This is a genomic window from Luteibacter sp. E-22 (assembly GCF_049913125.1).
Taxonomy (GTDB): domain Bacteria; phylum Pseudomonadota; class Gammaproteobacteria; order Xanthomonadales; family Rhodanobacteraceae; genus Luteibacter.
The window spans coordinates 2,054,372-2,076,129 of the sequence record NZ_CP183975.1 but is presented as its reverse complement, the minus strand read 5'-3'; the positions used below and the strand labels follow the sequence as shown (position 1 = coordinate 2,076,129).

At 65.8% G+C, this 21,758-nt stretch carries 19 protein-coding genes; 15 read left to right on the top strand and 4 right to left on the bottom strand.

Features of this window, described 5'->3' with window-relative positions; genetic code table 11:
- The first annotated feature begins 32 nt into the window (after positions 1 to 32).
- Both ACN9M2_RS09325 and aat read left to right on the top strand, forming a co-directional pair.
- On the top strand, positions 33 to 1,166 hold the full coding sequence (locus tag ACN9M2_RS09325) for a GNAT family N-acetyltransferase (protein ID WP_426287795.1): 1,134 nt from the start codon (positions 33 to 35) through the stop codon (positions 1,164 to 1,166).
- Positions 1,163 to 1,873 (top strand): leucyl/phenylalanyl-tRNA--protein transferase, encoded by a 711-nt coding sequence (aat, locus tag ACN9M2_RS09320; protein WP_426287794.1) that lies wholly within the window; start codon positions 1,163 to 1,165, stop codon positions 1,871 to 1,873. The genes ACN9M2_RS09325 and aat overlap by 4 nt, the downstream gene beginning before the upstream one ends.
- Before the next feature lie 162 nt (positions 1,874 to 2,035).
- Here aat and ACN9M2_RS09315 read toward each other — a convergent pair whose 3' ends face one another.
- Positions 2,036 to 3,460 carry an MFS transporter gene (locus ACN9M2_RS09315; protein WP_426287793.1) on the bottom strand — a complete coding sequence of 475 codons (1,425 nt, stop codon included), beginning with the start codon at positions 3,458 to 3,460 and terminating at the stop codon, positions 2,036 to 2,038.
- Positions 3,461 to 3,478: 18 nt separating this feature from the next.
- Positions 3,479 to 4,354 (bottom strand): pseudouridine synthase, encoded by an 876-nt coding sequence (locus ACN9M2_RS09310; RefSeq protein WP_426287792.1) that lies wholly within the window; start codon positions 4,352 to 4,354, stop codon positions 3,479 to 3,481.
- 61 nt (positions 4,355 to 4,415) lie between these two features.
- Between ACN9M2_RS09310 and ACN9M2_RS09305 the strand changes: the two genes are divergently transcribed.
- Together ACN9M2_RS09305 and ACN9M2_RS09300 are read left to right on the top strand one after the other, a co-directional pair.
- A complete protein-coding gene (locus ACN9M2_RS09305) occupies positions 4,416 to 5,456 on the top strand; it encodes an HDOD domain-containing protein (RefSeq protein ID WP_426287791.1) in 1,041 nt (346 codons plus the stop codon).
- Positions 5,457 to 5,729: 273 nt separating this feature from the next.
- Positions 5,730 to 6,314, top strand: coding sequence for a hypothetical protein (locus ACN9M2_RS09300; RefSeq protein WP_426287790.1), 585 nt, complete (start codon positions 5,730 to 5,732; stop codon positions 6,312 to 6,314).
- Positions 6,315 to 6,399: 85 nt separating this feature from the next.
- Here the strand turns inward: ACN9M2_RS09300 and ACN9M2_RS09295 are convergent, their stop codons facing one another.
- Complete coding sequence (locus tag ACN9M2_RS09295) at positions 6,400 to 6,939, bottom strand: hypothetical protein (protein WP_426287789.1); 540 nt, start codon at positions 6,937 to 6,939, stop codon at positions 6,400 to 6,402.
- A gap of 156 nt (positions 6,940 to 7,095) precedes the next feature.
- On the opposite strand from ACN9M2_RS09295, the gene ACN9M2_RS09290 reads away from it, so the two are divergent.
- The 6 genes from ACN9M2_RS09290 to ACN9M2_RS09265 all read left to right on the top strand — a co-directional run bounded on the left by ACN9M2_RS09290 (position 7,096) and on the right by ACN9M2_RS09265 (position 13,986).
- Complete coding sequence (locus ACN9M2_RS09290) at positions 7,096 to 7,935, top strand: restriction endonuclease (RefSeq protein ID WP_426287788.1); 840 nt, start codon at positions 7,096 to 7,098, stop codon at positions 7,933 to 7,935.
- A 115-nt stretch (positions 7,936 to 8,050) separates the two neighbouring features.
- The gene (locus ACN9M2_RS09285) at positions 8,051 to 9,154 is read left to right on the top strand and encodes a type III polyketide synthase (RefSeq protein ID WP_426287787.1); all 1,104 of its coding nucleotides are present in this window, start codon (positions 8,051 to 8,053) and stop codon (positions 9,152 to 9,154) included.
- Complete coding sequence (locus ACN9M2_RS09280; RefSeq protein ID WP_426287786.1) at positions 9,151 to 10,107, top strand: aldo/keto reductase; 957 nt, start codon at positions 9,151 to 9,153, stop codon at positions 10,105 to 10,107. The genes ACN9M2_RS09285 and ACN9M2_RS09280 overlap by 4 nt, the downstream gene beginning before the upstream one ends.
- A gap of 4 nt (positions 10,108 to 10,111) precedes the next feature.
- The gene (locus ACN9M2_RS09275; RefSeq protein ID WP_426287785.1) at positions 10,112 to 10,558 is read left to right on the top strand and encodes a nuclear transport factor 2 family protein; all 447 of its coding nucleotides are present in this window, start codon (positions 10,112 to 10,114) and stop codon (positions 10,556 to 10,558) included.
- Between the two features lie 33 nt (positions 10,559 to 10,591).
- Positions 10,592 to 12,958 carry a phosphoketolase family protein gene (locus tag ACN9M2_RS09270; RefSeq protein ID WP_426287784.1) on the top strand — a complete coding sequence of 789 codons (2,367 nt, stop codon included), beginning with the start codon at positions 10,592 to 10,594 and terminating at the stop codon, positions 12,956 to 12,958.
- Positions 12,955 to 13,986 carry an acetate/propionate family kinase gene (locus ACN9M2_RS09265; protein ID WP_426287783.1) on the top strand — a complete coding sequence of 344 codons (1,032 nt, stop codon included), beginning with the start codon at positions 12,955 to 12,957 and terminating at the stop codon, positions 13,984 to 13,986. Before ACN9M2_RS09270 ends, ACN9M2_RS09265 begins: the two co-directional genes overlap by 4 nt.
- A 196-nt stretch (positions 13,987 to 14,182) precedes the next feature.
- Here ACN9M2_RS09265 and ACN9M2_RS09260 read toward each other — a convergent pair whose 3' ends face one another.
- Positions 14,183 to 15,700 (bottom strand): fumarate hydratase, encoded by a 1,518-nt coding sequence (locus ACN9M2_RS09260; protein ID WP_426287782.1) that lies wholly within the window; start codon positions 15,698 to 15,700, stop codon positions 14,183 to 14,185.
- 118 nt (positions 15,701 to 15,818) lie between these two features.
- Here ACN9M2_RS09260 and ACN9M2_RS09255 point away from each other — a divergent pair, with 118 nt between their 5' ends.
- The 5 genes from ACN9M2_RS09255 (at position 15,819) to ACN9M2_RS09235 (ending at position 21,620) form a co-directional block, all read left to right on the top strand.
- Positions 15,819 to 16,793: a thioredoxin family protein gene (locus tag ACN9M2_RS09255; protein WP_426287781.1), complete on the top strand. Its 975-nt coding sequence runs from the start codon at positions 15,819 to 15,821 to the stop codon at positions 16,791 to 16,793.
- Positions 16,794 to 16,931: 138 nt separating this feature from the next.
- Positions 16,932 to 17,540 carry a PadR family transcriptional regulator gene (locus ACN9M2_RS09250; RefSeq protein ID WP_426287780.1) on the top strand — a complete coding sequence of 203 codons (609 nt, stop codon included), beginning with the start codon at positions 16,932 to 16,934 and terminating at the stop codon, positions 17,538 to 17,540.
- On the top strand, positions 17,537 to 18,289 hold the full coding sequence (locus ACN9M2_RS09245; protein WP_426287778.1) for a siderophore-interacting protein: 753 nt from the start codon (positions 17,537 to 17,539) through the stop codon (positions 18,287 to 18,289). Before ACN9M2_RS09250 ends, ACN9M2_RS09245 begins: the two co-directional genes overlap by 4 nt.
- A 116-nt stretch (positions 18,290 to 18,405) precedes the next feature.
- Positions 18,406 to 20,571 (top strand): AsmA family protein, encoded by a 2,166-nt coding sequence (locus tag ACN9M2_RS09240; protein ID WP_426287776.1) that lies wholly within the window; start codon positions 18,406 to 18,408, stop codon positions 20,569 to 20,571.
- Between the two features lie 152 nt (positions 20,572 to 20,723).
- Positions 20,724 to 21,620 (top strand): DMT family transporter, encoded by an 897-nt coding sequence (locus tag ACN9M2_RS09235; protein ID WP_426287775.1) that lies wholly within the window; start codon positions 20,724 to 20,726, stop codon positions 21,618 to 21,620.
- Positions 21,621 to 21,758: the final 138 nt, after the last annotated feature.

Below are 21,758 nucleotides of genomic sequence, written 5' to 3'. Positions count from 1 at the left end.
GCCCCGCGCTACTCGCGCGGGGCCTTCCCCGCATGTACGAGATCCGCTTCCTCGACGGCCTCGGCGGCATCCCAGCCGCCGACTGGGACGTTCTCGTGCCCGACGGCAACCCCTTCGTCTCGCATGCTTTTCTGAGCGGCATGGAGGCCAAGGGCTGCCTGCGCGAGGACTACGGCTGGCGGCCGTATCACTTGGGCATCTTCGAACACGACCGGCTCGTGGCCGCGGCACCCACCTATCTCAAGGGCAACTCGCACGGCGAGTTCGTCTTCGACTGGAGCTGGGCGTCGGCATGGGAACGCGCCGGCGGAACGTATTACCCGAAGCTGCTCGTCGCCTCGCCCTACTCGCCCGTGCCCGGCCCGCGCCTGCTCGTGCGCGACGGCCTGGACGCCGAGGTGTTGCGCAACCAGCTCACCGCCGCGCTGGTGGACGAGGCCGATCGTCTCGGGCTCTCGTCGATCCATGCCAACTTCCTCGCCGACGCCGACCTCGACGCGTTCGACGACCGCTGGCTCGCGCGTGCCGACTACCAATTCCACTGGCACAACCGTGGCTACGCCGGTTTCGACGATTTCCTCGGCGCGCTGACCTCCAAGAAGCGCAAGAACATACGACAGGAGCGCGCGCACGCGCACGCGGCCGGGCTCACCCTGGAAATGCGCGGCGGCGACGAGTTCAGCGACGCGGAGTGGCGGCAGATCCACGCGCTCTATGAACTCACCTTCGACATGAAGGGCAACCACGCCGCACTTACCGCGCGGTTCTTTCAATACCTGGGCCGAAGCCTCGGTTCCAATGTGCAGGTGGCGCTCGCGCGCGACACGCACGACATCGTCGCCATGGCATTGTTCGTGCGTGGTGGCGATGCGCTCTACGGGCGCTATTGGGGCGCCAGCGTCGAGGTATCGGGCCTGCATTTCGAACTCTGTTACTACCGCGGCATCGACTACGCCATCCGCCACGGCATCGAACGTTTCGAGCCCGGGGCGCAGGGCGAGCACAAGCTCGCGCGCGGATTCCTGCCCACGCTCACGCACTCGCGCCACTACATCGCCCATGAAGGCTTCCGCCACGCGGTCGCCGATGCGCTGGCACACGAAGCCAGCCATCGCGAAGCCTATCGCGAGGAACTGATGGCGCACTCGCCCTACGCCGCCCGATGATCCAGCTGCCGCAACTGCATCGCACGCGCCTGGGCCTGTTTCCGGACCCGGAGGCCGCACTGACCGATCCGAACGGTCTGCTGGCCTGGGGCGGCGACCTGTCGCCCGACCGGCTGCTCGCCGCATATAGCCAGGGCATCTTCCCGTGGTTCAACGCCGACGAGCCGATCTTGTGGTGGTCGCCCGATCCGCGCTGCGTGTTCCGCACCGACGGCGTGCATGTCAGCCGCAGCCTGCGCAAGCAACTGCGCCAATCCAACTGGCGCGTCACCGCCGATACCTCGTTCAGCCGCGTGATGCGCGCCTGCGCGGCACCGCGCGATGGCCAGCCCGGCACCTGGATTGGCGACGACATGATCGCCGCCTACGAGGAACTGCACCGGCGTGGACATGCGCACAGCGTGGAGGTATGGGACCGGGGCTCACTGGTCGGCGGCATCTATGGCGTGGCGGTGGGCCGGCTGTTCTGCGGCGAGTCGATGTTCAGCGCACGCACCGGCGGATCGAAGGTGGCCCTGGCGGCGCTATGCAACCTGCTGCATGGCTGGGGCTTTCCGCTACTGGATGCGCAGGTCACCAACGACCACCTGCTGAGCATGGGTGCGATCGAGATCCCACGCCGCGAATTCGTGGTGCAGGCACGGATGCTGTCGGCTCTTCCGGGTGTGCCCGGGCCCTGGATAAAACAGCCCGTCGCCCTGCCCTGAAAGGGCCCCCAACCCAGCCCCCAGAAGCCGCCTCACTGTGGGAGCCGCTTCAGCGGCGACGGGTGCTTGCCTCAACTCAATCTGGCCCGCTGCCGCGGATCGCCGCTGAAGCGGCTCCCACAAGATAAGCAGACAGGCAGGAAGCACACAGAAAGCGCGACATCACCTCGCCCGGTGCCCACTCATCTCCGCTCCCGCATTCCTCGGCAGCAACGCGCACACCGGTGCCGCGACCAGCGACACGAAGGTCACCACCAGGAAGGCCACGCTGAAATCCGGCAGCTGCGCGTTCTCTCGCCCATGCCAGGCCACCGAGGCATGCAGTGCCGCCGACGCCACGCAGATGCCCAGCGACAGCATCAGCTGCTGGAACGTCGTATAGAAGCTCGTGGCGCTGGAGAAGCGTTCGCTCGGCACATCCGCATAGGCCACCGTGTTGTACGCGCTGAACTGCAACGACTGGAAGAAGCCGCTCAATAACAGCACCGCGTAGATCGTCCATAGCGGCCAATCGGGCCGGAACGCCGCGCACAACGCCACGCACAGCATGGAAAGCACGCCGTTCCAGACCAGCGTGCTACGAAAGCCCCACATGCGCAGCACGGGCGCGGCCGTCGCCTTCATCAACATCGCGCCAAGCGCCGAGACGAAGGTGACCACGCCGCTATGCGCCGCCGACAGGCCGAAGCCCAGCTGCATCATCAAGGGCAACAGGAAAGGCACCGAGCCGGCGGTGATGCGCGTGAGCGAACCAGCCACCACCGACAGCCGGAACGTGGTGAAGCGCATCAGCGAGAGGTCGAGGATCGGATGCTCCACGCGGCGCGAATGCCACACGTAGAGGGTTCCCACCAACAATCCACCGACGATCAGGCCGGTCGATCCATATAGCGAGGTCACGCCATGGCTGACCATTTCAAGCCCGAACACCAGGCACGACAGCGACACGCCCGACAACACGAAGCCGAGCCGGTCGAAGCGGACTTTGTCGGGAAGGCGCACGTCGGGGATGTATTTCGTGGCCAGCCACATGCCGGCGATGCCAATGGGCACGTTGATGTAGAAGATCCAGCGCCACGACGCCCAGGTGACGATGAAGCCACCCAACGGAGGCCCCACCACCGGCCCGATCAGCGCGGGCACCAGCAGCCATGACATCGCGGAGACCAGTTCGGATTTCGGCACGGAACGAAGCAGCACCAGGCGTCCCACGGGCACCATCATCGCGCCACCGATGCCTTGCAGCAGGCGCGAGAGCACCAGCAGCGTCAGGTTGCCCGATACCCCGCAGAGGATGGAGCCGAGGGTGAACAAGGCGATGGCCGTGCGGAAGACGTTGCGCGAACCGTAGCGGTCGGCGATCGCGCCGCTGGCCGGGATGAACACGGCGAGGCTGAGCATGTACGAAGTGAGCGCCACGCTCATGTGCAATGGCGATACCTCGAACGATTCCGCCATGGCCGGCAAGGCCGTGGCGAGGATCGTGCCGTCCAGTTGCTCCATGAACATCGCGCTGGCGATGATCAGGGCCACGGTGCGGAAGCCTGGGGCGGGAGTCATCCGGGGAGCGGCGGCGGGGGAGCGCATAGTTTGCGCCCGCAACCTTCAAAGGTCGAGATGCCGCTCGCTGCGGAAGACACGCTCCGTGCCGGTGAGGGGATCGACGAAGCGAAGTTCGCGGGCCAGCAGGCGCAGTGGGTCCGTGAAGCCGGCGGCCTCCTCGCGCAGTTCCGGATAGAGAGGATCTCCCACGATGGGGGAACCCAGCGCGGCCATGTGCACGCGCAACTGATGCTTGCGCCCCGTGACCGGTTGCAGGCGATACAGCCAGTGCCGCGCACCGCGCTCGATCACGTCGATGCGGGTGCGCGCGTTCGCCGTGCCCGCCACTTCCCGCATGCGGAAGAACGGCTCGCCCGGTTCGAGGCGGCTTTCATGGACGAAGGGAAAGTCATCTTCCGTACGGCCAGGCATCGGCGCGGCGACGGCTTCGTAGGTTTTCTCGATGGCGCGGTCGCGGAACAGCCGCGTATAGGCATCGCGGCTGGACGGCCGGGCCGAGAACACCACCAGTCCCGCCGTGGCGCGGTCGAGACGGTGCAAGGCGACAAGGTCGGGGTTGTCGAGGCGGCGCACCAGGCGGACCGAGAGCGTCTCTTCTACGAAGCGTCCCGCCGGCATCACCGGGAGGAAATGCGGCTTGTCCACGACCACGAGGTCGTCGTCGACGTGGAGGATGGTTTCCTCGAACGGAATGCGCGGTTCGTCCGGCACTTCCCTTCGGTAGGTGATGACGGCACCCGGACGGTACGGCGCCAGCCGATGCACCTCGACGCCGTCCGCCGTGACGGCGCCGCGCTCCATCCGCTCGATCCAGGCCTCGCGGTCGATGGCGGGGAATCGCTCGCAGAGGAAGTCCACGATCGAGGCCCAGCCTCCGGGCGGGAGGACGATGCGGCTGGTCGGCTGATGCGGGTCCATGGCAGGCATTGTAGAAGCATATACTTCGGCCATCGTCCCACCCCCAGCATCGGAGCTTCCCGTGATCGGCCGGTTCTTCAGGAAGTGGTTCGGCGGCGCCAGAGGGCGTGCCGCCATCGCGCAGGATCGCCCCCCTCCGTTGCAGCCCCTGCCGTCGGCCAGGATCGATGGTGCGGCACCCCTCGGCGCGCTCGCCGCGGACGAGGTCGAAGACCGCTTCTACCGACTCGTCTTCGCCATCGGCCCGTCGCGCGACCCCGGCCTGTCGCCGGCAGAACAAACCGTGCTGCGGCGCGTTCGCGAGACCTTCGGCGGCGAACGCTTCGACGTCGGAACCCTGCCCCGCCTGCCGGCGGTCGTGCCGCAACTGATGCGCTCACTGCGCCACGACGACGCGGACAGCCGTACCCTGGCCGAACAGATCGCCCGGGACACGGTGCTGGTGGGCGAGATCATCCGCGTGGCCAATAGTGCGTACTTCCGTACGGCACGGCCGGTCACCAGCCTGCCGCAGGCCATCACCCTGCTCGGCCAGGATGGATTGCGCCGCGTGGTGATGCAGATGGTGATGCGGCCCATCCTGCGCAGCGACGACAGCGTGGTCAGCCAGCAGGCCGGCGAGCGGCTGTGGGAGCACGCCGAGCGCTGCGCCCGTGCGTGCATCTTCCTCGGCCGCGGCGCGTGCGATCCGTTCGAGGCATTCCTCGCCGGACTGGTGAGCCAGACCGGCGCGCAGGCGATCCTGCGCGAAATCGAGCGCCTGCCGGACGCGGCGTCGATCGCCTTCAGCCGCCCCTTCGTAGCGGCACTCGCGCAGCAGGTCGAACGCCTTTCACTGCACGCCGCACGGCACTGGAACTTCCCGTTGCGCGTGGTGCAGGCGCTGGCCGAGCGTGCCGATCCCGCCGACGCCGGTGCGCGCACACCACTGGGACGGGCGCTGCTTGCCGCCAGCCGCGTGGCCATGCTCGACGTGCTGGCCGAACATGGCGTCGCGGAAGCGGACGCCGTGCTGTTGGCCACACCCGCGCAAGGATTCAGCCAGGAGTTGCTGCTGGCGGCACGCGACGACCTGCACGCCTCGATGACGGCCGAGGCCTGATTGGCAGGAGCGCGCGCAAGGCACGCTCCCGACATTCTTCGCGTGATTTCGGCAAACACCCTGTAAGTGCCCCTCCCGCCATGCAGCGTGCATATGACGACTGCCGAACCACCTGCTTTTATTTCGCAGATTCTCACGAACAGGCAACGCGGTCCGGCCTAGCGTGCATATCCTCACGGGTTCGGGCGCGACCACCCGGTGCCCATGAAACGGGGTGAAAGAGCGACTGTCAGATTGCAGGGAAACATCGTCAATCGTCCAAGGAGGACAACCATGTCAACGCCACTCGCAAGCCATCCGGCTCACGGAGCCTGTTTCACCCTCGTCCTTGCCGCCGCGCTGTTCGGCATGACCCTTTTCGCCTCCGCCCCATCGAAAGCGCACGACAATCACGAGTCCGTCGCCTGTATGGTGGGCTTGCACAGTGCGACATGGTCGCCGGGCGTGACCAATTCGGTCGCTCTCCACACCGTGACGACGGAAACGACCTGGACCTGTCAACAGGAAGGCGTGCCATCGAGCGACGTCACCACCAGTGCAACGTCCCACGCGACGTTCTCGACATCGTTCTCGTGCGACGGCATCTTCTCGACGGAACCCACGACGTGGACCATCGAGTGGTCGGACAATGATTGGCCCAAGACCAGCACCTTCGTATTCGTTGCCAAGGCCGCGCCATCCAACGGAAACATGATCGTTTCCGCTGACGGCAAGATCACCAGCGGACGTTACAAGGGCCAGGACGCATTGGCGCAATTCACGTTGGCCAACCTCGCAGCCACGCTCAGCAACCAGTGTGCGACGCCCACGGGCATCACGAGCGCCAGCGGCAACGCCTCGCTGTCGATCTCCCGGTAACGCTCCGACTTTTTACCCGGCCCGGCGAACTGAATCCACTGAGATGACGGTACCCGACCCGGCCAGGGAACCGGCCGGGTCGACTTCAGCGCTGTACTCCCGTCGCCAGCACGTCGGCCCAAAGCTTGTCGGCCAGTTGGCTGGACGCCCCGTCGATCAACTTCGATACAAGCACGTCGACCCGCGGCGCAGCCAGGTCGACCGGCAGCGATTGCTGGATACGGTAGCCCTTCGAGGCAACCAGGCCGCGCGCCACGATACGACAACTCGTCACCAGTTCCATATCAGCGACGGCGGGCTCGCCATCCTTCATCACCACGACGACGGTGGCTGCCTGCAGCCCCCGGCAGTTGATGATCAGATCGGTGATGTATTTCGGCTGCAGCGCGCTGCGCAGTCGCGCCTGAACGACCGAGGCGATGTCCGGCGACACCTGCACCTTCACGGTCGAATCCAACCCGGTCACGGTGACCACTGTCTCCCCACGGTTGTCGACGGTAAGCCACGGCGACGCCGGGCTGGCCGAAACCATCCTGCTCATATCGCTTTCGATCATCGTCTTGCCACCACAACCGGACAGCACCAGGGCCGTGGCCGCGGCCAGTACGTACTTGATCACCTTCATTCCCCAGAATCCCCCATAGGACAACCTCCCAATGTACCGGCAGTGCCGGAGGGCGGCAACATCGTCACGGATGTGAAGGCGTGCGAAACGCCATCACGAATCGGCGCGCGCAGCGGTTATCATGTGATTTCACCCTTGGCAGGGACATGATGATCGATGTTTTCGGCGCGACAGACTCCGGCCACCGGCACGGACGCACTCGCTCGCCTGGGCTGGCATGATTTCGAGCACTTGCTCGCCGAGCACTACCGCGACCAGGGTTGGCGAGTGGAATACCACGCGCCGCCGTCGTCGCTGAAACACCTCGGCAGCAGCCTCGACCTCCGCCTGCATCGCGGCAACGAGACGGTGATCGTCCAGTGCAAGCACTGGGACACCGTGGAAGTGCAGCTGGCGGAAGTGAACGAACTGCTCAGCACGATGCTCAACGAGGCGGCCACGCGCTGCGTCCTGGTGACCCGCGGGCGCTTCAGCGCCGAGGCGCGCGCGGTGCCCCGGCGCCAGCCTCGCCTGCAGCTCATCGACGCCGACGTGCTGCGCGTCATGCTCAAGCTCCCCGACCACCGGGGCGCCGCGGCGCCCGGCATCGCCTTGCCCACGGTCGCCGCGCGCAAGGCCGCGGCGAAACGGCGAGGCGCCGATGGCAAGCATTCCCGCTTGCTTCCGATCCTCCTCGTCATCGGCATCGCGTTATTGATCGGCATCTTCGTATGGCGCGCCATGGCGCCTCGCCACGAAGGCACCGTGCCGATGCCGTCCGACGACAGCACGACGTCGACGCCACTCCTTGCCCCTCCGGCACCGCCCGTCGTCGCGACACCCGCCGCGACGACGCCGGCCAACACCACGTCCGCCGAAGCGCCGTTGTCGCGCGAACTGGCCGAACGTGCCCGACTGCACGCATCGCCCGCCGCCGCCCGTGACGCGCATCGACCGTCCGAAGACGCGATAAAAGTATTGGAAAAGAACACCCGTGAGGTCGGCTCGGCCGAATAGGCGGGCTTTGCATGTCGCCAGGCGTCGGCGTATATACCGTGCATGGGTAACGGTCGCTCGTTGACCGCGCGTCCCCCCACATGGAAGTGGAACCGCCATACAAGGAAGTACGACGATGCCGACCCTTTGTCGCCCCGCGATCGCCGTTCCCGAGCACGTCATCACCCTGGACGACACGCTTCGCATCGCCCGCGGCCTTCACGCAGGACACGACCAGCTTCCCCTCGTACTGCGATTGATCCGCAATACCCAGGTCGCTGAACGCCACCTCGTGCAGCCGGTTGAGCAGACGCTCCGGCATCCCGGTTTCGAGGAACGCAATGCGATCTATGTGCGCGAAGCCAAGGCGCGCATCCCCGATGTCGTCGAACGCGCCCTGGCCCATGCGAGGCTGGGGCCGGATCGCATCGATGCCATCGTCTTCGTGTCGTGCACGGGTTTCACGATGCCATCGCTCATCCCATGGATGATCAATGAGCTGGGGTTTCGCAGCGACACCCGGCAATTGCCCATCGCCCAGATGGGTTGTGCCGCCGGCGGCGCAGCCATCAACCGCGCACACGATTTCTGCCTGGCCTATCCGGGCTCGCACGTGCTTGTCGTCGCCTGCGAATTCTGCTCGCTCTGCTACCAGCCCACCGACCTCGACGTGGGCAACCTGCTTTCCAATGGCTTGTTCGGCGATGCCGTCGCCGCCGCGGTCGTGCGCGGCGACCGCGCCGCGGGTTTCCGCCTGTCCGGCAACGGGTCGCGCCTGGTGCGCGACACGGAGGACTGGATCTCTTATGCGGTCAAGTCAACGGGGTTCCACTTCCGGCTGGACCGGCGCGTACCGGGAACCATGGAGCAGCTTGCGCCAGAACTGCGCTCGGTCGCCGCCGATTTCGGCTGGAACGCGGGCGCCCTGGATTTCTACATCATTCATGCCGGTGGACCGCGGATACTCGACGATCTTTCGCACCATCTCGGCGTGGCGCCGGCGATGTTCCGCCACAGCCGCGCCACGCTGAGCGAATACGGCAACATCGCATCGGCTGTCGTGCTCGACGCATTACGCCGGCTCTTCGAGGAAGGCGGCGCCTTTCATGGCGCTCGCGGCCTCATCGCCGGCTTCGGCCCCGGTATCACGGCCGAGATCACCGTCGGCACATGGTGCCGGCATCCGGCCCATCCGGCGCTGGAAACCCATCCTTCCACGAGCAAGGAAGCACTCACATGACCCCGAACCAGCACACCTCCGATCGATTTCGCCTCGGTGGCGACCTATGGGTCAACCGTCTCGGCTACGGGGCGATGCACCTCACCGGATATGGCATGTGGGGTCCACCCGCCGACAAGCGAAACGCCATCCAGGTCCTGCGTCATGCCGTGCATGAGCTGGGCATCAATTTCATCGACACGGCCGACTCCTACGGTCCCGGCGACAACGAAGAGATCATCCGCAAGGCGCTCCATCCCTACCCCGACGACCTGGTGATCTGCACCAAGGGCGGCATGTTGAGGTCGGGTAAGCTCGACTGGATCCACGATGCGCCCGGTGCGCCTTACATCGAGCCCCTGGGCGATCCCCGCTACCTGCGCCAGCAAGTGGAACTCAGCTTGCGCCGGTTGCGCGTGGATTGCATCGCGCTTTACCAGTTGCACAGCATCGACCCGAAGGTGCCGCTCGCGGACACACTCGGCGAGCTGGTGCGACTGCAGGAACAGGGAAAGATCCGCCACCTCGGCCTGTCGAACCAGCCAGGCGTGAGCATCGCCCAACTGAAGGAAGCGCAGGAGACCGCGAGAATCGTCGCGATCGAAAACCTCTACAACCTGGCCGATCGTGCCGACGACGACGTGCTGACATATGCCACGGAAAACCACATCGCCTTCATTCCATGGTTCCCGCTCGGCCATGGTGGCCTGGTCGGCCCGGACAGCGCGCTGGCACCGATCGCCGCGCAGTGGAAGATCACGCCCTCGCAACTGGCGCTGGCGTGGTTACTGCACCGGTCGGAGGCGATCCTGCTGATTCCCGGCACCACGTCCGTCACACACCTGACGGAAAACGCAGGCGCCTCGCGTGTCCTGCTCAACCCGGCCGAGGTACGGGCCATCGCCGAAGCGGTCGATCGCGCAGGCCTGCCCAGCTGGCGCCCCGTGCGCGATGCACAGGTTGCAAGAGCGTAAGCGCATGTCGATGTCCACACCACACCCCAATACCGCCGCTCTTGCCGTGATCTATGCCGACCTGTGCCACATCGAGCGGTACGCGGATGACGATATCGTCCTGCATACCGCTCAACGCGAAACGGGCAGCGGCCCTGCCCTGGTCCGCGGCAAGGCGGCCGTGACCGAGAAAATGCGTGCTCTGCGCGCCCAGAGTGGCGATACGTTGGATATGCACGTGGAATGCACCGTCGCCAACGACTATTTCGGCAGCGTCCTCGGGAAGATTCGCGTCCGCCGCGACAATCAGACATTCACCATGCCCTTCTGTGGCCTGTGGCGATTTCGGGACGGCCGCATCGTGGAGCATTGGGAGAACGCGTACGACATCGCCGCGCTCGACGCTTTCATGTCCGGAATCCCACAAGAGACGCCCCATTCTTTCACGCCGGAACAATCCCTCTCCCCCTAAGCTGACAGGAGACCCCGTCGCCTGGAAGCACCCATGACCGAGACGCTCTCGCCCGACCTCCTGCGCCGCATGCACGCGTACTGGCGTGCCGCGAATTACCTTTCCGTCGGCCAGATCTACCTTCGCGACAATCCCTTGCTGGAAAAACCGCTGGGCAAGGAGCACATCAAGCATCGCCTGCTCGGCCACTGGGGCACGACCACCGGCCTCAACTTCATCTATACCCACCTGAATCGCGCGATCGTCGAGCGCGACCTCGACATGATCTACGTGATCGGACCGGGCCACGGTGGGCCGGGTCTCGTCGCCCATACCTACCTCGAAGGTTCCTACACCGAGGTGTATCCGCATATCGACCGCAGCGCGGCGGGCATGCGCGAATTGTTCCGGCAGTTCTCCTGGCCTTACGGCATCCCCAGCCATGTCGCTCCGGAAACGCCGGGCTCGATCCACGAAGGCGGCGAACTGGGCTATTCGCTCTCGCACGCGTTCGGCGCGGCCTTCGACAACCCCGACCTGGTCGTGGCCTGCGTCGTCGGCGACGGCGAAGCGGAAACCGGGGCGCTGGCCACGAGCTGGCATTCCAACAAGTTCCTCAACCCGGCGCGCGACGGCGCCGTGCTGCCCATCCTCCACCTCAACGGCTTCAAGATCGCCAACCCGACGGTGCTGGCGCGTATCGAGCCGGAGGAGTTGCGCGATCTCATGCGTGGCTACGGCTATGAGCCGCACTTCGTCGAAGGGCACGAGTTCGAGCCCATGCACCAGGGCTTCGCAGCCGCCCTCGACCACTGCCTCGACGAGATCGGGCGTATCCAGGAGGAAGCGCGTGCAGGCGGTGCGGAAACGGCAAAGCGGCCGCGCTGGCCGATGATCGTCCTGCGCAGCCCTAAGGGCTGGACGGGCCCCAAGGAAGTGGATGGCAAGCCGGTGGAAGGCACGTGGCGCGCGCACCAGGTGCCGATCGCCAAGTTCGACACCGAGGACCACGTTCGCATCCTCGAGGACTGGATGAAGAGCTATCGGCCCGAGGAACTGTTCGACGAGCGCGGGCGATTCCGCGAAGAGTTCGCTTCGCTGGCGCCGACCGGCCGCCGTCGCATGGGCATGAACCCGCATGCCAACGGAGGCTTGTTGCTGAAGCCGCTGCACATGCCGCACTTCCGCGATTTCGCCGAGCAGGTGAAGACCCCCGGCGACCACAAGGCCGAAGCCACGCGCGTGCTCGGCAGGTTCCTGCGCGAGGTGATGCGCCAGAACATGCAGACCTTCCGCCTGTTCGGCCCCGACGAATCCGCATCGAACCGGCTGGAGGCCGTCTACGAGGCCAGCGGCAAGACGTGGCTGGCCGAAACCGAGGCAGTGGACGAGAACCTCTCGCCGGCCGGGCGTGTCATGGAAATACTGAGCGAACACCAGTGCCAGGGCTGGCTGGAGGGCTACCTGCTCACGGGGCGGCACGGCTTCTTCTCGTGCTACGAGGCCTTCATCCACATCATCGATTCGATGTTCAACCAGCATGCGAAGTGGCTGAAGGTCACCCGCACGATGGCGTGGCGGCCACCGATCGCCTCGCTCAACTACCTTTTGAGCTCGCATGTGTGGCACCAGGACCACAACGGTTTCTCGCACCAGGACCCGGGCTTCATCGACCATGTCGCCAACAAGAAGTCCGAGATCGTGCGGATCTACCTGCCACCGGACGCCAACTGCCTGCTCTCGGTCACCGACCATTGCCTGCGCAGCCGCCATTACGTCAACGTGATCATCGCGGGCAAGCAGCCCGACTGGCAGTGGCTGGACATGGAGAGCGCGGTACGTCATTGCACGGCGGGCGCCGGCATATGGGAATGGGCCGGCCGCGGTGGCGACGATCCGGACGTGGTGATGGCCTGCGCGGGCGACGCGCCGACGGTGGAGGTGCTGGCCGCGGTCATGCTGCTTCGTGAGTATGTGCCCGACATTCGCATCCGCGTGGTCAATGTCGTCGACCTCATGTCGCTGGAGACGCCCGACGAGCATCCACACGGCATGGACGACGACCAGTTCGACGACTTGTTCACCCGGGACAAGCCGGTGATTTTCGCCTTCCATGGCTACCCCGGCATCGTGCATCGCCTGACCTACCGCCGGCACAACCACGACAACATCCACGTGCGTGGCTACAAGGAAGAAGGCACGACCACCACGGCGCTCGACATGATGGTGCTGAACAACATGGATCGTTTCCAGCTCGCGCTGGATGCGATCAACCGCATTCCGCGCCTGGAAAACCAGCGCGAGAAGGCGGCGCAGCGCTACTGGGCGGACATCGAGCGGCACAAGCTCTACGTCAGCGAGCACGGCCAGGACCTGCCCGACGTGCGCGACTGGCAGTGGAAGGCCGAGGAAACCGCATGAGCCGGGTGGGCCACGTACTGGCCCTCAACACGGGATCGTCGTCGTTGAAATACGGCTTGTACCGTGTGTCCGGGGAGGCCTGTGAGGCCTTGCTGGCCGAACAGACGGACGCACCGGGCGGCGATGCCGATCCCGTGGCGGCGATCGTCGACACCTTGAAACAGCGCGGCCTGCCGATGCCCGGTGCGGTGGGCCATCGCATCGTCCACGGTGGACCGAGTATCCGCGACCACGCACGGATCGACAACGCGTTGATGGCGCATCTGGAAGAAGCGAAGGCGTTCGCGCCACTGCACGTTCCCGCCGCCGTGGAGATGGTGAAGCGCGCTGCCCGCGCGTTTCCGGATGCGCCGCAAGTGGCCTGTTTCGACACGGCGTTCCACGCCTCCATGCCGGCGGTGGCGAAGGCCCTGCCGTTGCCGGCTGACCTGCGCGAAGGCGGCATCGAGCGCTACGGTTTCCATGGCTTGTCGTACGAATCGATCGTGCGCCAGCTGGGAGCGTCGATCCCGGCGCGCGTCGTCATCGCGCACCTCGGCAACGGCGCAAGCCTGTGTGCCGTGCGCGAAGGCAGGTCGGTCGATACGACGATGGGCCTTACCCCGACCGGAGGCATCGTGATGGGAACGCGGCCCGGGGACCTGGACCCGGGCGTCTTGCTTTACCTCATGCGCGAGCGTGGTTACGACGCGAAGCGGTTGGAGTTGCTCGTCGACCGGGAGTCTGGTCTGAAGGGGCTGTCCGGTGGCACGAGCGACATGCGCGAGTTGCATGCGATGGGTAATGCGGCGTCGAGACTTGCGCAGGATGTGTTCGTGCACGTGGCGCGCAAGCATGTCGCGGCAATGGCGGCGTCGCTGGGCGGTATCGATTTGCTGGTGTTCACCGGAGGGATCGGCGAGAACGATGGCGCGACGCGCGAGGCGATCGTGGCGGGGGTGCGCTGGATGGGTGGGTTCGAGGTCCGCGTGATGGCGACCGAGGAAGACGAACAGATCGCGCGGCATACCTGGCGGCTCGCTTCGTAGCTATCGCCATCGCCGACAAAGTCGGCTCCCACAAAGAGCCCATCGCCATCGCCGACAAGGTCGGCTCCCACCGGGCAAGGCACATCCAGTCCTACGGCAGCATGGCCTGGTGGGAGCCGACCCTGTCGGAGATATGTGGGAGCCGCTTCAGCGGCGATCCGCGCAACGCGCGGCTCACCGTTTCAGTCTCCAGCTATCAGACGACCACCACCGGAATCTTCCCGATCTTCGACCGCCACTCCTTCGGCCCCGTCTCATGCACCGACGTGCCGGCACTATCGACCGCGACCGTCACCGGCATGTCCTTCACCTCGAACTCGTAGATCGCCTCCATGCCCAGATCCTCGAAGGCCAGCACACGCGACGCCTTGATCGCCTTCGACACGAGGTAGGCCGAGCCACCCACGGCCATCAGGTACACCGCCTTGTTGTCGCGGATGGCCTCGATCGCGGCGGGGCCACGCTCGGACTTGCCGACCATGCCCAGCAATCCCGTGGACTCCAGCATCTGCCGGGTGAACTTGTCCATGCGCGTGGCCGTGGTCGGGCCGGCGGGGCCGACGACCTCGTCGCGCACGGGATCGACCGGGCCGACGTAGTAGATGAAGCGATTGGTGAAATCGACCGGCAAGGTCTCGCCGCGGTTCAACATGTCGATCATGCGCTTGTGCGCGGCATCGCGGCCCGTGAGCAGTTTGCCGTTGAGCAGGATGGTCTCGCCCGGCTTCCAGCTCTGCACTTCCTCGCGGGTGATCGTGTCGAGGTTCACGCGGCGGCCCTTCGACGAGTCGTATGTGAGCTTCGGCCAATCTTCCAGCGACGGCGGATCGAGCGCGACCGGGCCGGAGCCGTCGAGGACGAAGTGCGCATGACGCGTGGCGGCGCAGTTGGGAATCATCGCCACCGGCAGGTTCGCCGCGTGGGTCGGGTAATCCTTCACCTTGATGTCGAGCACGGTGGTGAGGCCGCCCAGGCCCTGCGCACCGATGCCCAGCGCGTTGACCTTTTCATACAACTCCAGGCGCAGCTCCTCGGCGCGATTCGACGGCCCGCGGGCGATCAGGTCGACGATGTCGATCGGCTCCATCAGCGCCTCCTTCGCCAGCAGCATCGCCTTCTCGGCGGTGCCGCCGATGCCGATGCCGAGCATGCCCGGCGGGCACCAGCCGGCACCCATCGTCGGCACGGTCTTGAGCACCCAATCGACGATCGAATCGGAAGGGTTGAGCATGGCGAACTTGGACTTCGCTTCCGAACCGCCTCCCTTCGCGGCGACGATCACGTCCACCTTGTCGCCGGGAACGATGGAGACATTGACCACGGCCGGCGTGTTGTCGCGCGTATTCATCCGCTTGCCCGCCGGGTCGGCCAGCACCGAGGCACGCAGCTTGTTGTCCGGATGGTTATAGGCGCGGCGCACACCTTCGTTGACCATGTCCTCGACGCCCATGGTGGCGTCGTCCCAGCGCACGTTCATGCCCACCTTGAGGAAGACGGTGACGATGCCGGTGTCCTGGCAGATCGGCCGGTGCCCTTCGGCGCACATGCGCGAGTTGATCAGGATCTGCGCGATGGCGTCCTTCGCCGCCGGGGACTCTTCGCGCTCGTAGGCGGCGGAGAGGTTCCGGATGTAGTCCACAGGGTGGTAGTACGAAATGTACTGGAGGGCGTCGGCGACGCTGGTGATGAGGTCGTCCTGCTTGATCGAGGTCATGGCGCTGCTGCTGGCTCGCGAGGCTGGCAAAAGAGCGATTTTAGCGCACCGGGCCGGTGTAAGGTGCCGGAGCCACGGCCGGTCTATTCACGGCACCCCCGAGAACCACGGAGTTTCCATGCGCCACCCGTTCCGCGTCGCCCTCCTCGTCTGCGCCCTCGCCGCCACCGCGCTGGGCATTGCGCGGCCGGCGGCCGCCGCCCAGACCGCCCCTGAATTCGCCGGCATCGCCGCCTGGCAGAACTCCAAGCCGCTGACCATGCGCCAGTTGCGCGGCAAGGTGGTGCTGATCGATTTCTGGGCCTATTCCTGCATCAACTGCCTGCGCACCCTGCCCCACGTCACCCGCTGGTACGACCAGTACAAGGACAAGGGCCTGGTGATCGTCGGCGTGCACTCGCCGGAGTTCCCGTTCGAGAAGCAGGAAGGCAACGTGCGCGACGCCATCAAGCGCTACGGCATCCGCTATCCGGTCGCCCAGGACAACGACCTGGAGACCTGGGACGCCTGGGACAACCAGTACTGGCCGGCCGAGTACCTGGTCGACCAGCGCGGAAACGTCGTCGCCCACCACTTCGGCGAGGGCAACTACATGGAGATGGAGAACGCCATCCGCACCCTGCTCGGCCTGCCGCGCCTGACGGACGAGAAGGCCGCCGGCAACGACAAGGACGCGCCCGATTTCAACCAGCTGGGCTCGCCGGAGATGTACTTCGGCAGCGACCGCAGCAAGAACAACGCGAGCCCGGAAGGCTCGGACAAGGGCACGCGCGACTTCACGGCACCGTCGAGGCTGGAACTCAACCAGTTCGCCCTGGTAGGCCGCTGGGAGATCGGCCGCGACAACGCCAGCCTGGTCGGCGCCCATGGCGAGATCCGCCTGCACTTCAAGGCGAAGAAGGTGCACATGGTGGCCAGTGCGAACGATCCTGTGACGGTCGAGGTGCTGGTCGACGGCAAGCCGCAGGCGCCGGTGACGATCCAGGCATCGCAGCTGTACACCTTGTACAGCGCGGAGGATTACAAGGATCACGTGCTGACGATTCGGATTCCGAAGGCGAATTTCCACGCGTTTACCTTCACCTTCGGGTAGGAGCATCGCCGACAAGTCGGCTCCCACCAGGCACTCGCACCCCCGGTGGGAGCCTACCCTCTCGGCGATCAGGACTTGCAAGAGTGTTTCTTAAGATATATCGTACGACCACTACGTAAGATATATCGGAGTACACCCATGCATCTTTTCCACGACGCCCGGCACCGTTTCCACGAACACATGGCCGCCATCGGCCGCGGCGGCGGTGGCCGCTTTGGCGGCGGCCCCTTCGGTTTCGACGACCGTGACGGCATGCGCGGCGGACGCGGCGGCGGGCGTTTCGGCGGCCGCATGTTCGGCACCGGCGACCTGCGCCTGCTCCTGCTTGCCCTGATCGAGGAACAGCCCCGCCACGGCTACGAACTGATCCGCACCATCGAGGAAATGTTCGACGGCCAGTACAGCCCGAGCCCGGGTGCGATCTACCCGACCCTCACCATGCTCGAGGAACTCGGCTACGCCCGCGTCGAAGCCGAAACCGGCGGCAAGAAGCTCTACGCCATCACCGACACCGGCCGCGCCTTCCTCGCCGAAAACCGCGACAGCCTGGACGCCCTCACCGAACGCCTGCAGGTGATGTCCCGGCACATGCGCCGGATGACCGTGCCCAATCCCGTGCGCGAGGCCATGCACGTGCTCAAGCACCAGCTGATGAACCATCACAAGGCCTGGGACGAAGCCGAGATGAAGCGTGTCGCCAAGGTGATCGAAGCCGCCGCGAAGGCGGTCGCGGAGCGCCAGGGATGAGCGAACGCCACGCGATCGCGCGCGTGCGCCACGCGCTGAAGATGCGCCGGCTCGACGTGGTCCATGTGCGGCGCCTTACGCCGCACATGGTGCGCGTGACGCTTGCCGGCACGGACCTGGACGGCTTCATTTCCGCTTCCCCGGACGACCACGTGAAACTGTTCTTCCCGGTCGCCGACGGCTCGATCAACCCGCCGGAGTTCGGTCCCGACGGCCCCGTCTATCCCGAAGGCGTCGAGCCGTCGCCCGCCCGCGATTACACACCGCGTCGCTACGACGCCACGCGCAACGAGCTCGACATCGACTTCGTCCTGCACGGCGAAGGCCCGGCATCCACCTGGGCGGAAAACGTCAAGATCGGCGACAGCCTCGGCGTCGGCGGCCCACGCGGCTCGATGATCGTGCCGGACGACTTCGATCACTACGTGCTCGTCGGCGATGCGACCGCCCTGCCCGCGATCGGCCGCTGGCTCGAGGAAATGCCCGAGACCACGCCGGTGACGGTGCTCGTCGAGATCGTTTCGGACGAAGAACGACAGGCGTTGAAGCGCGATGTCCGCTGGTTCGTCGCCGGCGAATCGCCGGGTCTCGACGAGGCGTTGGCCGCGCTGCCGATCCCCGCGGGCGACACGTTCTGGTGGGTGGCGACGGAGTCGAAACGTGCACGCGCGCTACGCGCGCTGCTGGTCGAGGAACGCCGCATAGACAAGGAATGGGTCAAGGCCACGGGCTACTGGCAGGCCGATTGATCGCGCCCGGGTACTCACGCCAGCTCCACCTCGCTTAATCTTCACCTCCCAAGAACACATAACCTTGTCGGGCTTCAGGTTAACTCTGGACCCGTTGCAGGAGCGGAGGCGGCACGATGCGGCGAGGCAGGAAAATTCTGGCGTGGGTACTCGGGATACTGATCCTGCTCATCGTGGCGGTCGTGCTGTTCATCGCCTTCTTCGACTGGAACCGGTTGAAGCCCACCATCAATGAGAAGGTCTCCGAGGCGATCGGCCGTCCCTTCGCGATCAATGGCGACCTTTCCGCGCACTGGTCGCGCGAACCCGGTGAAGGCGGGCTCGCCGGGCTTGTTCCCTGGCCGCACTTCACCGCACGCGACATCACCGTGGCCAATCCGGGCTGGGCGAGGTCGAAGCAATTCGCGACGCTGGCCACGCTGGACTTCCGTCTTTCGCCCTTCCCGCTCGTCGCCCATCGCATCGTCGTGCCGGAGATCCGCCTGGGCCAGCCCCAGATCTCTCTGGAGCGCGTGAAGAACGGCGACAACACGTGGACCTTCAAGTTACCCGAAAGCACCGGTCCGTCCGAATGGCAGCTCGAACTGAATGCCATCGCCTTCGACAAGGGCCACATCGACTTCTCCGACGCGACGAACCAGATCGTCATGGGCATCGACGTGACGCCGCTCGGCAAGGGCATCCCGTTCGACGAGATCATGGCGCAACAGGAAAAGGATTCACGCGCGCAGGCCAACAAGATCACCGGGGCCAGCGCCAAGACGATGGCGAAGAGCGATGCCGACGAAAAGGACCGGCAGGACGAGACGAAGAAGAAGCAGGTCTACTACTTCGCCTGGGACGCCAAGGGCACGTACAAGAAGTCGACCGTGGCGGCCAAGGCACGCACCGGCGGCGTGCTGGCGTTACGGGATGCCAACCGGCCTTTCCCCGTGCAGGCCGACGCGCGCTTCGGCGATACCCGCATCGCCTTCGTGGGCACGCTCACCGATCCGCTGAACATGGGAGCGCTCGACGTGCGCCTGTGGTTCTCCGGCACGAGCATGTCCCACCTCTACGACCTCACCGGCATCACCTTGCCGGATACACCGCCGTTCGCCACCGAAGGCCACCTCAAGGCCAACCTGAAGAAGGGCGCGAGCGTCTACACCTACGAGAACTTCACCGGCCGCGTCGGCGGCAGCGATCTCGGCGGAAGCCTCGTCTTCAATACCGGTGGCCAGCGCCCGAGCCTCACCGGGAAGCTGAAGTCCAATCAGTTGCTCTTCAGCGACCTCGCGCCATTGATCGGCGGCGGTTCCAACGAGGAAAAGGCACAACGCGGCGACTCGGTGAAACAACCGGCGGACAAGGTGTTGCCCGTGGAACCGTTCAAGACGGACCGCTGGAACGCGATGGACGCCGATGTGCAGTTCACCGGCGTGAAGATCGTCCACGGCGAGCGCCTGCCGATCGACAACCTCTCGACCCACCTGGTGTTGAAAGACTCCGTGCTGGTCCTCGACCCGCTGAGGTTCGGCGTCGCCGGCGGTACCGTGGGCAGCAACATCCGCCTGGACGGCTCGAAGACGCCCATGAGGGGCGGCTTCAATCTGGGCGCGCGGCACCTCAAGCTGAAGGAACTCTTCCCCACTTTCGCGCCGATGCAGACGAGCTTCGGTGAGATGAACGGTGACGCTTCGCTGACCGCCACCGGCAATTCACCGGCCGCCTTGCTGGGTAGCTCGAATGGCGAAGTGAAGCTGCTCATCAACGACGGCGCGATCAGCAGTTCGTTGCTGGAGCTGGCGGGCTTGAATGTCGGCAGCTACGCGGTCAACAAGTTGTTCGGCGACGAGGTGGTGAAGATCAACTGCATGGCCGCGGACCTGGTTTCCACCCATGGCGTGATGGAGTCGCGGCTGTTCGCCTTCGATACCGAGAAGGCGCTGATCAACATCACCGGCGACATCGATTTCCGCGAAGAGAAGCTCAACCTCGATATCGTGCCGCATACGAAGGGCTTCCGGCTGTTCTCGCTGCGCTCGCCCCTGTACGTGCATGGCACGTTCAAGGACCCCGCGCCGGGCGTGCATGCCGGGCCGTTGATCCTGCGTGGCGGCGGCGCGGTGGCGCTGGCGGTGTTCGCCGCGCCGGTCGCGGCGCTCGCCGCCCTCGTGGTTCCGGAAAGCGGTAAAGCGGACGCGACGCAGTGCAAGCCGCTGCTGGACGACCTGCGCAAGAGCCCGCCGAAGGCGCCTCCGGCAGGCAAGGCCCCGGCAGCTGGGAAGGTGCGCGGCTGAGCTAGCGCCGCCGCGAGCACCCATCGCCGACAAGGTCGGCTCCCACCAAAGCCATTGCCGACAGAAATTCTTGCGGGAGCCGACCCTGTCGGCGATGCTCTTGCCAGTGCCCGCTCCTGTAAAACACTCTCGCCTTCGGGCAAGCTCTACCGATGTCTCCTTCCCGCAAAGCCCACCTGCAGATCCATTTCTGCGTCCTGCTCTGGGGCTTTACCGCCATCCTCGGCAAGTTGATCACCCTGCCCGCGTTGCCGCTGGTGTGGTGGCGCATGCTCCTGGTGTCGGGCACCCTGCTCTGTGTGCCCAGGGTCTGGCGCGAATTGCGCGCGATGCCGCGACGCCTGCTGTTGTCCTACGCCGGTGTCGGCGTGATCGTGGCGCTGCACTGGTTCACCTTCTATGGCGCCATCAAGCTCGCCAACGCATCCGTCGCCGCCACATGCATCGCCTTGTGCCCGGTCTTCCTCGCGATCGTCGAACCCTGGGTGGCGGGGCGCCGTTTCGATCCGCGCGAATTGCTGATCGGTGCGGCGGTGGTGCCGGGCGTGGCGCTGGTCGCGGGCGGACTCCCTGGCGACATGCGCCTGGGCCTCGCCATCGGCGTGCTCTCCGCACTGTTCGTGGCCTTCTTCAGCGCGCTCAACAAGCGCCTGGTCGAAAAGGCCGACGCCTTGACCGTGACCTGCGTGGAACTCGGCACCGGCACGTTGTTCCTCACCGCGCTCGCCCCCTTCCTCGCCTCGCCCGCGTTCGTCCTGCCCGATCTGCACGATGGCGCGCTGATGCTTGTCCTCGCCTATGGCTGCACGCTGTTGCCCTTCGCGCTGGCGCTCGCCGCGCTACGGCACCTCTCCGCGTTCGCGACGCAGATGGTGACGAACCTGGAACCGGTGTACGCCATCGTCCTGGCGATCCCGCTGCTGGGCGAGCAGCGCGAACTGGGCTGGACGTTCTACGCCGGCGTGGCGGTCATCCTGGCGGCCGTGTTCGCGCATCCCTGGCTGCATCGTGGGGAAAAGGCGGAAGCGGCGGACCTGGTGACGCCCTGATGGGCCCCTAAGCCTTTAAAGACGGCAGAGAGCGACTCAGTGCGGGAGCCGCTTGAGGTGGAGACGGCTCCCACCTCTGGCTCCATAGCCTGTCAGGCGCGTCCGCGGGCGCGCACGGTGCGCTGGCGGCGCGTGCGT

Coding starts and splice junctions, on each gene's coding strand:
- ACN9M2_RS09275 (WP_426287785.1), top strand. CDS start 10,112: ATGTCGATGTCCACACCACACCCCAATACCGCCGCTCTTGCCGTGATC.
- ACN9M2_RS09310 (WP_426287792.1), bottom strand. CDS start 4,354: ATGGACCCGCATCAGCCGACCAGCCGCATCGTCCTCCCGCCCGGAGGC.
- ACN9M2_RS09270 (WP_426287784.1), top strand. CDS start 10,592: ATGACCGAGACGCTCTCGCCCGACCTCCTGCGCCGCATGCACGCGTAC.
- ACN9M2_RS09265 (WP_426287783.1), top strand. CDS start 12,955: ATGAGCCGGGTGGGCCACGTACTGGCCCTCAACACGGGATCGTCGTCG.
- ACN9M2_RS09295 (WP_426287789.1), bottom strand. CDS start 6,939: ATGAAGGTGATCAAGTACGTACTGGCCGCGGCCACGGCCCTGGTGCTG.
- ACN9M2_RS09300 (WP_426287790.1), top strand. CDS start 5,730: ATGTCAACGCCACTCGCAAGCCATCCGGCTCACGGAGCCTGTTTCACC.
- ACN9M2_RS09260 (WP_426287782.1), bottom strand. CDS start 15,700: ATGACCTCGATCAAGCAGGACGACCTCATCACCAGCGTCGCCGACGCC.
- ACN9M2_RS09325 (WP_426287795.1), top strand. CDS start 33: ATGTACGAGATCCGCTTCCTCGACGGCCTCGGCGGCATCCCAGCCGCC.
- ACN9M2_RS09315 (WP_426287793.1), bottom strand. CDS start 3,460: ATGCGCTCCCCCGCCGCCGCTCCCCGGATGACTCCCGCCCCAGGCTTC.
- ACN9M2_RS09290 (WP_426287788.1), top strand. CDS start 7,096: ATGTTTTCGGCGCGACAGACTCCGGCCACCGGCACGGACGCACTCGCT.
- aat (WP_426287794.1), top strand. CDS start 1,163: ATGATCCAGCTGCCGCAACTGCATCGCACGCGCCTGGGCCTGTTTCCG.
- ACN9M2_RS09250 (WP_426287780.1), top strand. CDS start 16,932: ATGCATCTTTTCCACGACGCCCGGCACCGTTTCCACGAACACATGGCC.
- ACN9M2_RS09235 (WP_426287775.1), top strand. CDS start 20,724: ATGTCTCCTTCCCGCAAAGCCCACCTGCAGATCCATTTCTGCGTCCTG.
- ACN9M2_RS09240 (WP_426287776.1), top strand. CDS start 18,406: ATGCGGCGAGGCAGGAAAATTCTGGCGTGGGTACTCGGGATACTGATC.
- ACN9M2_RS09245 (WP_426287778.1), top strand. CDS start 17,537: ATGAGCGAACGCCACGCGATCGCGCGCGTGCGCCACGCGCTGAAGATG.
- ACN9M2_RS09285 (WP_426287787.1), top strand. CDS start 8,051: ATGCCGACCCTTTGTCGCCCCGCGATCGCCGTTCCCGAGCACGTCATC.
- ACN9M2_RS09255 (WP_426287781.1), top strand. CDS start 15,819: ATGCGCCACCCGTTCCGCGTCGCCCTCCTCGTCTGCGCCCTCGCCGCC.
- ACN9M2_RS09280 (WP_426287786.1), top strand. CDS start 9,151: ATGACCCCGAACCAGCACACCTCCGATCGATTTCGCCTCGGTGGCGAC.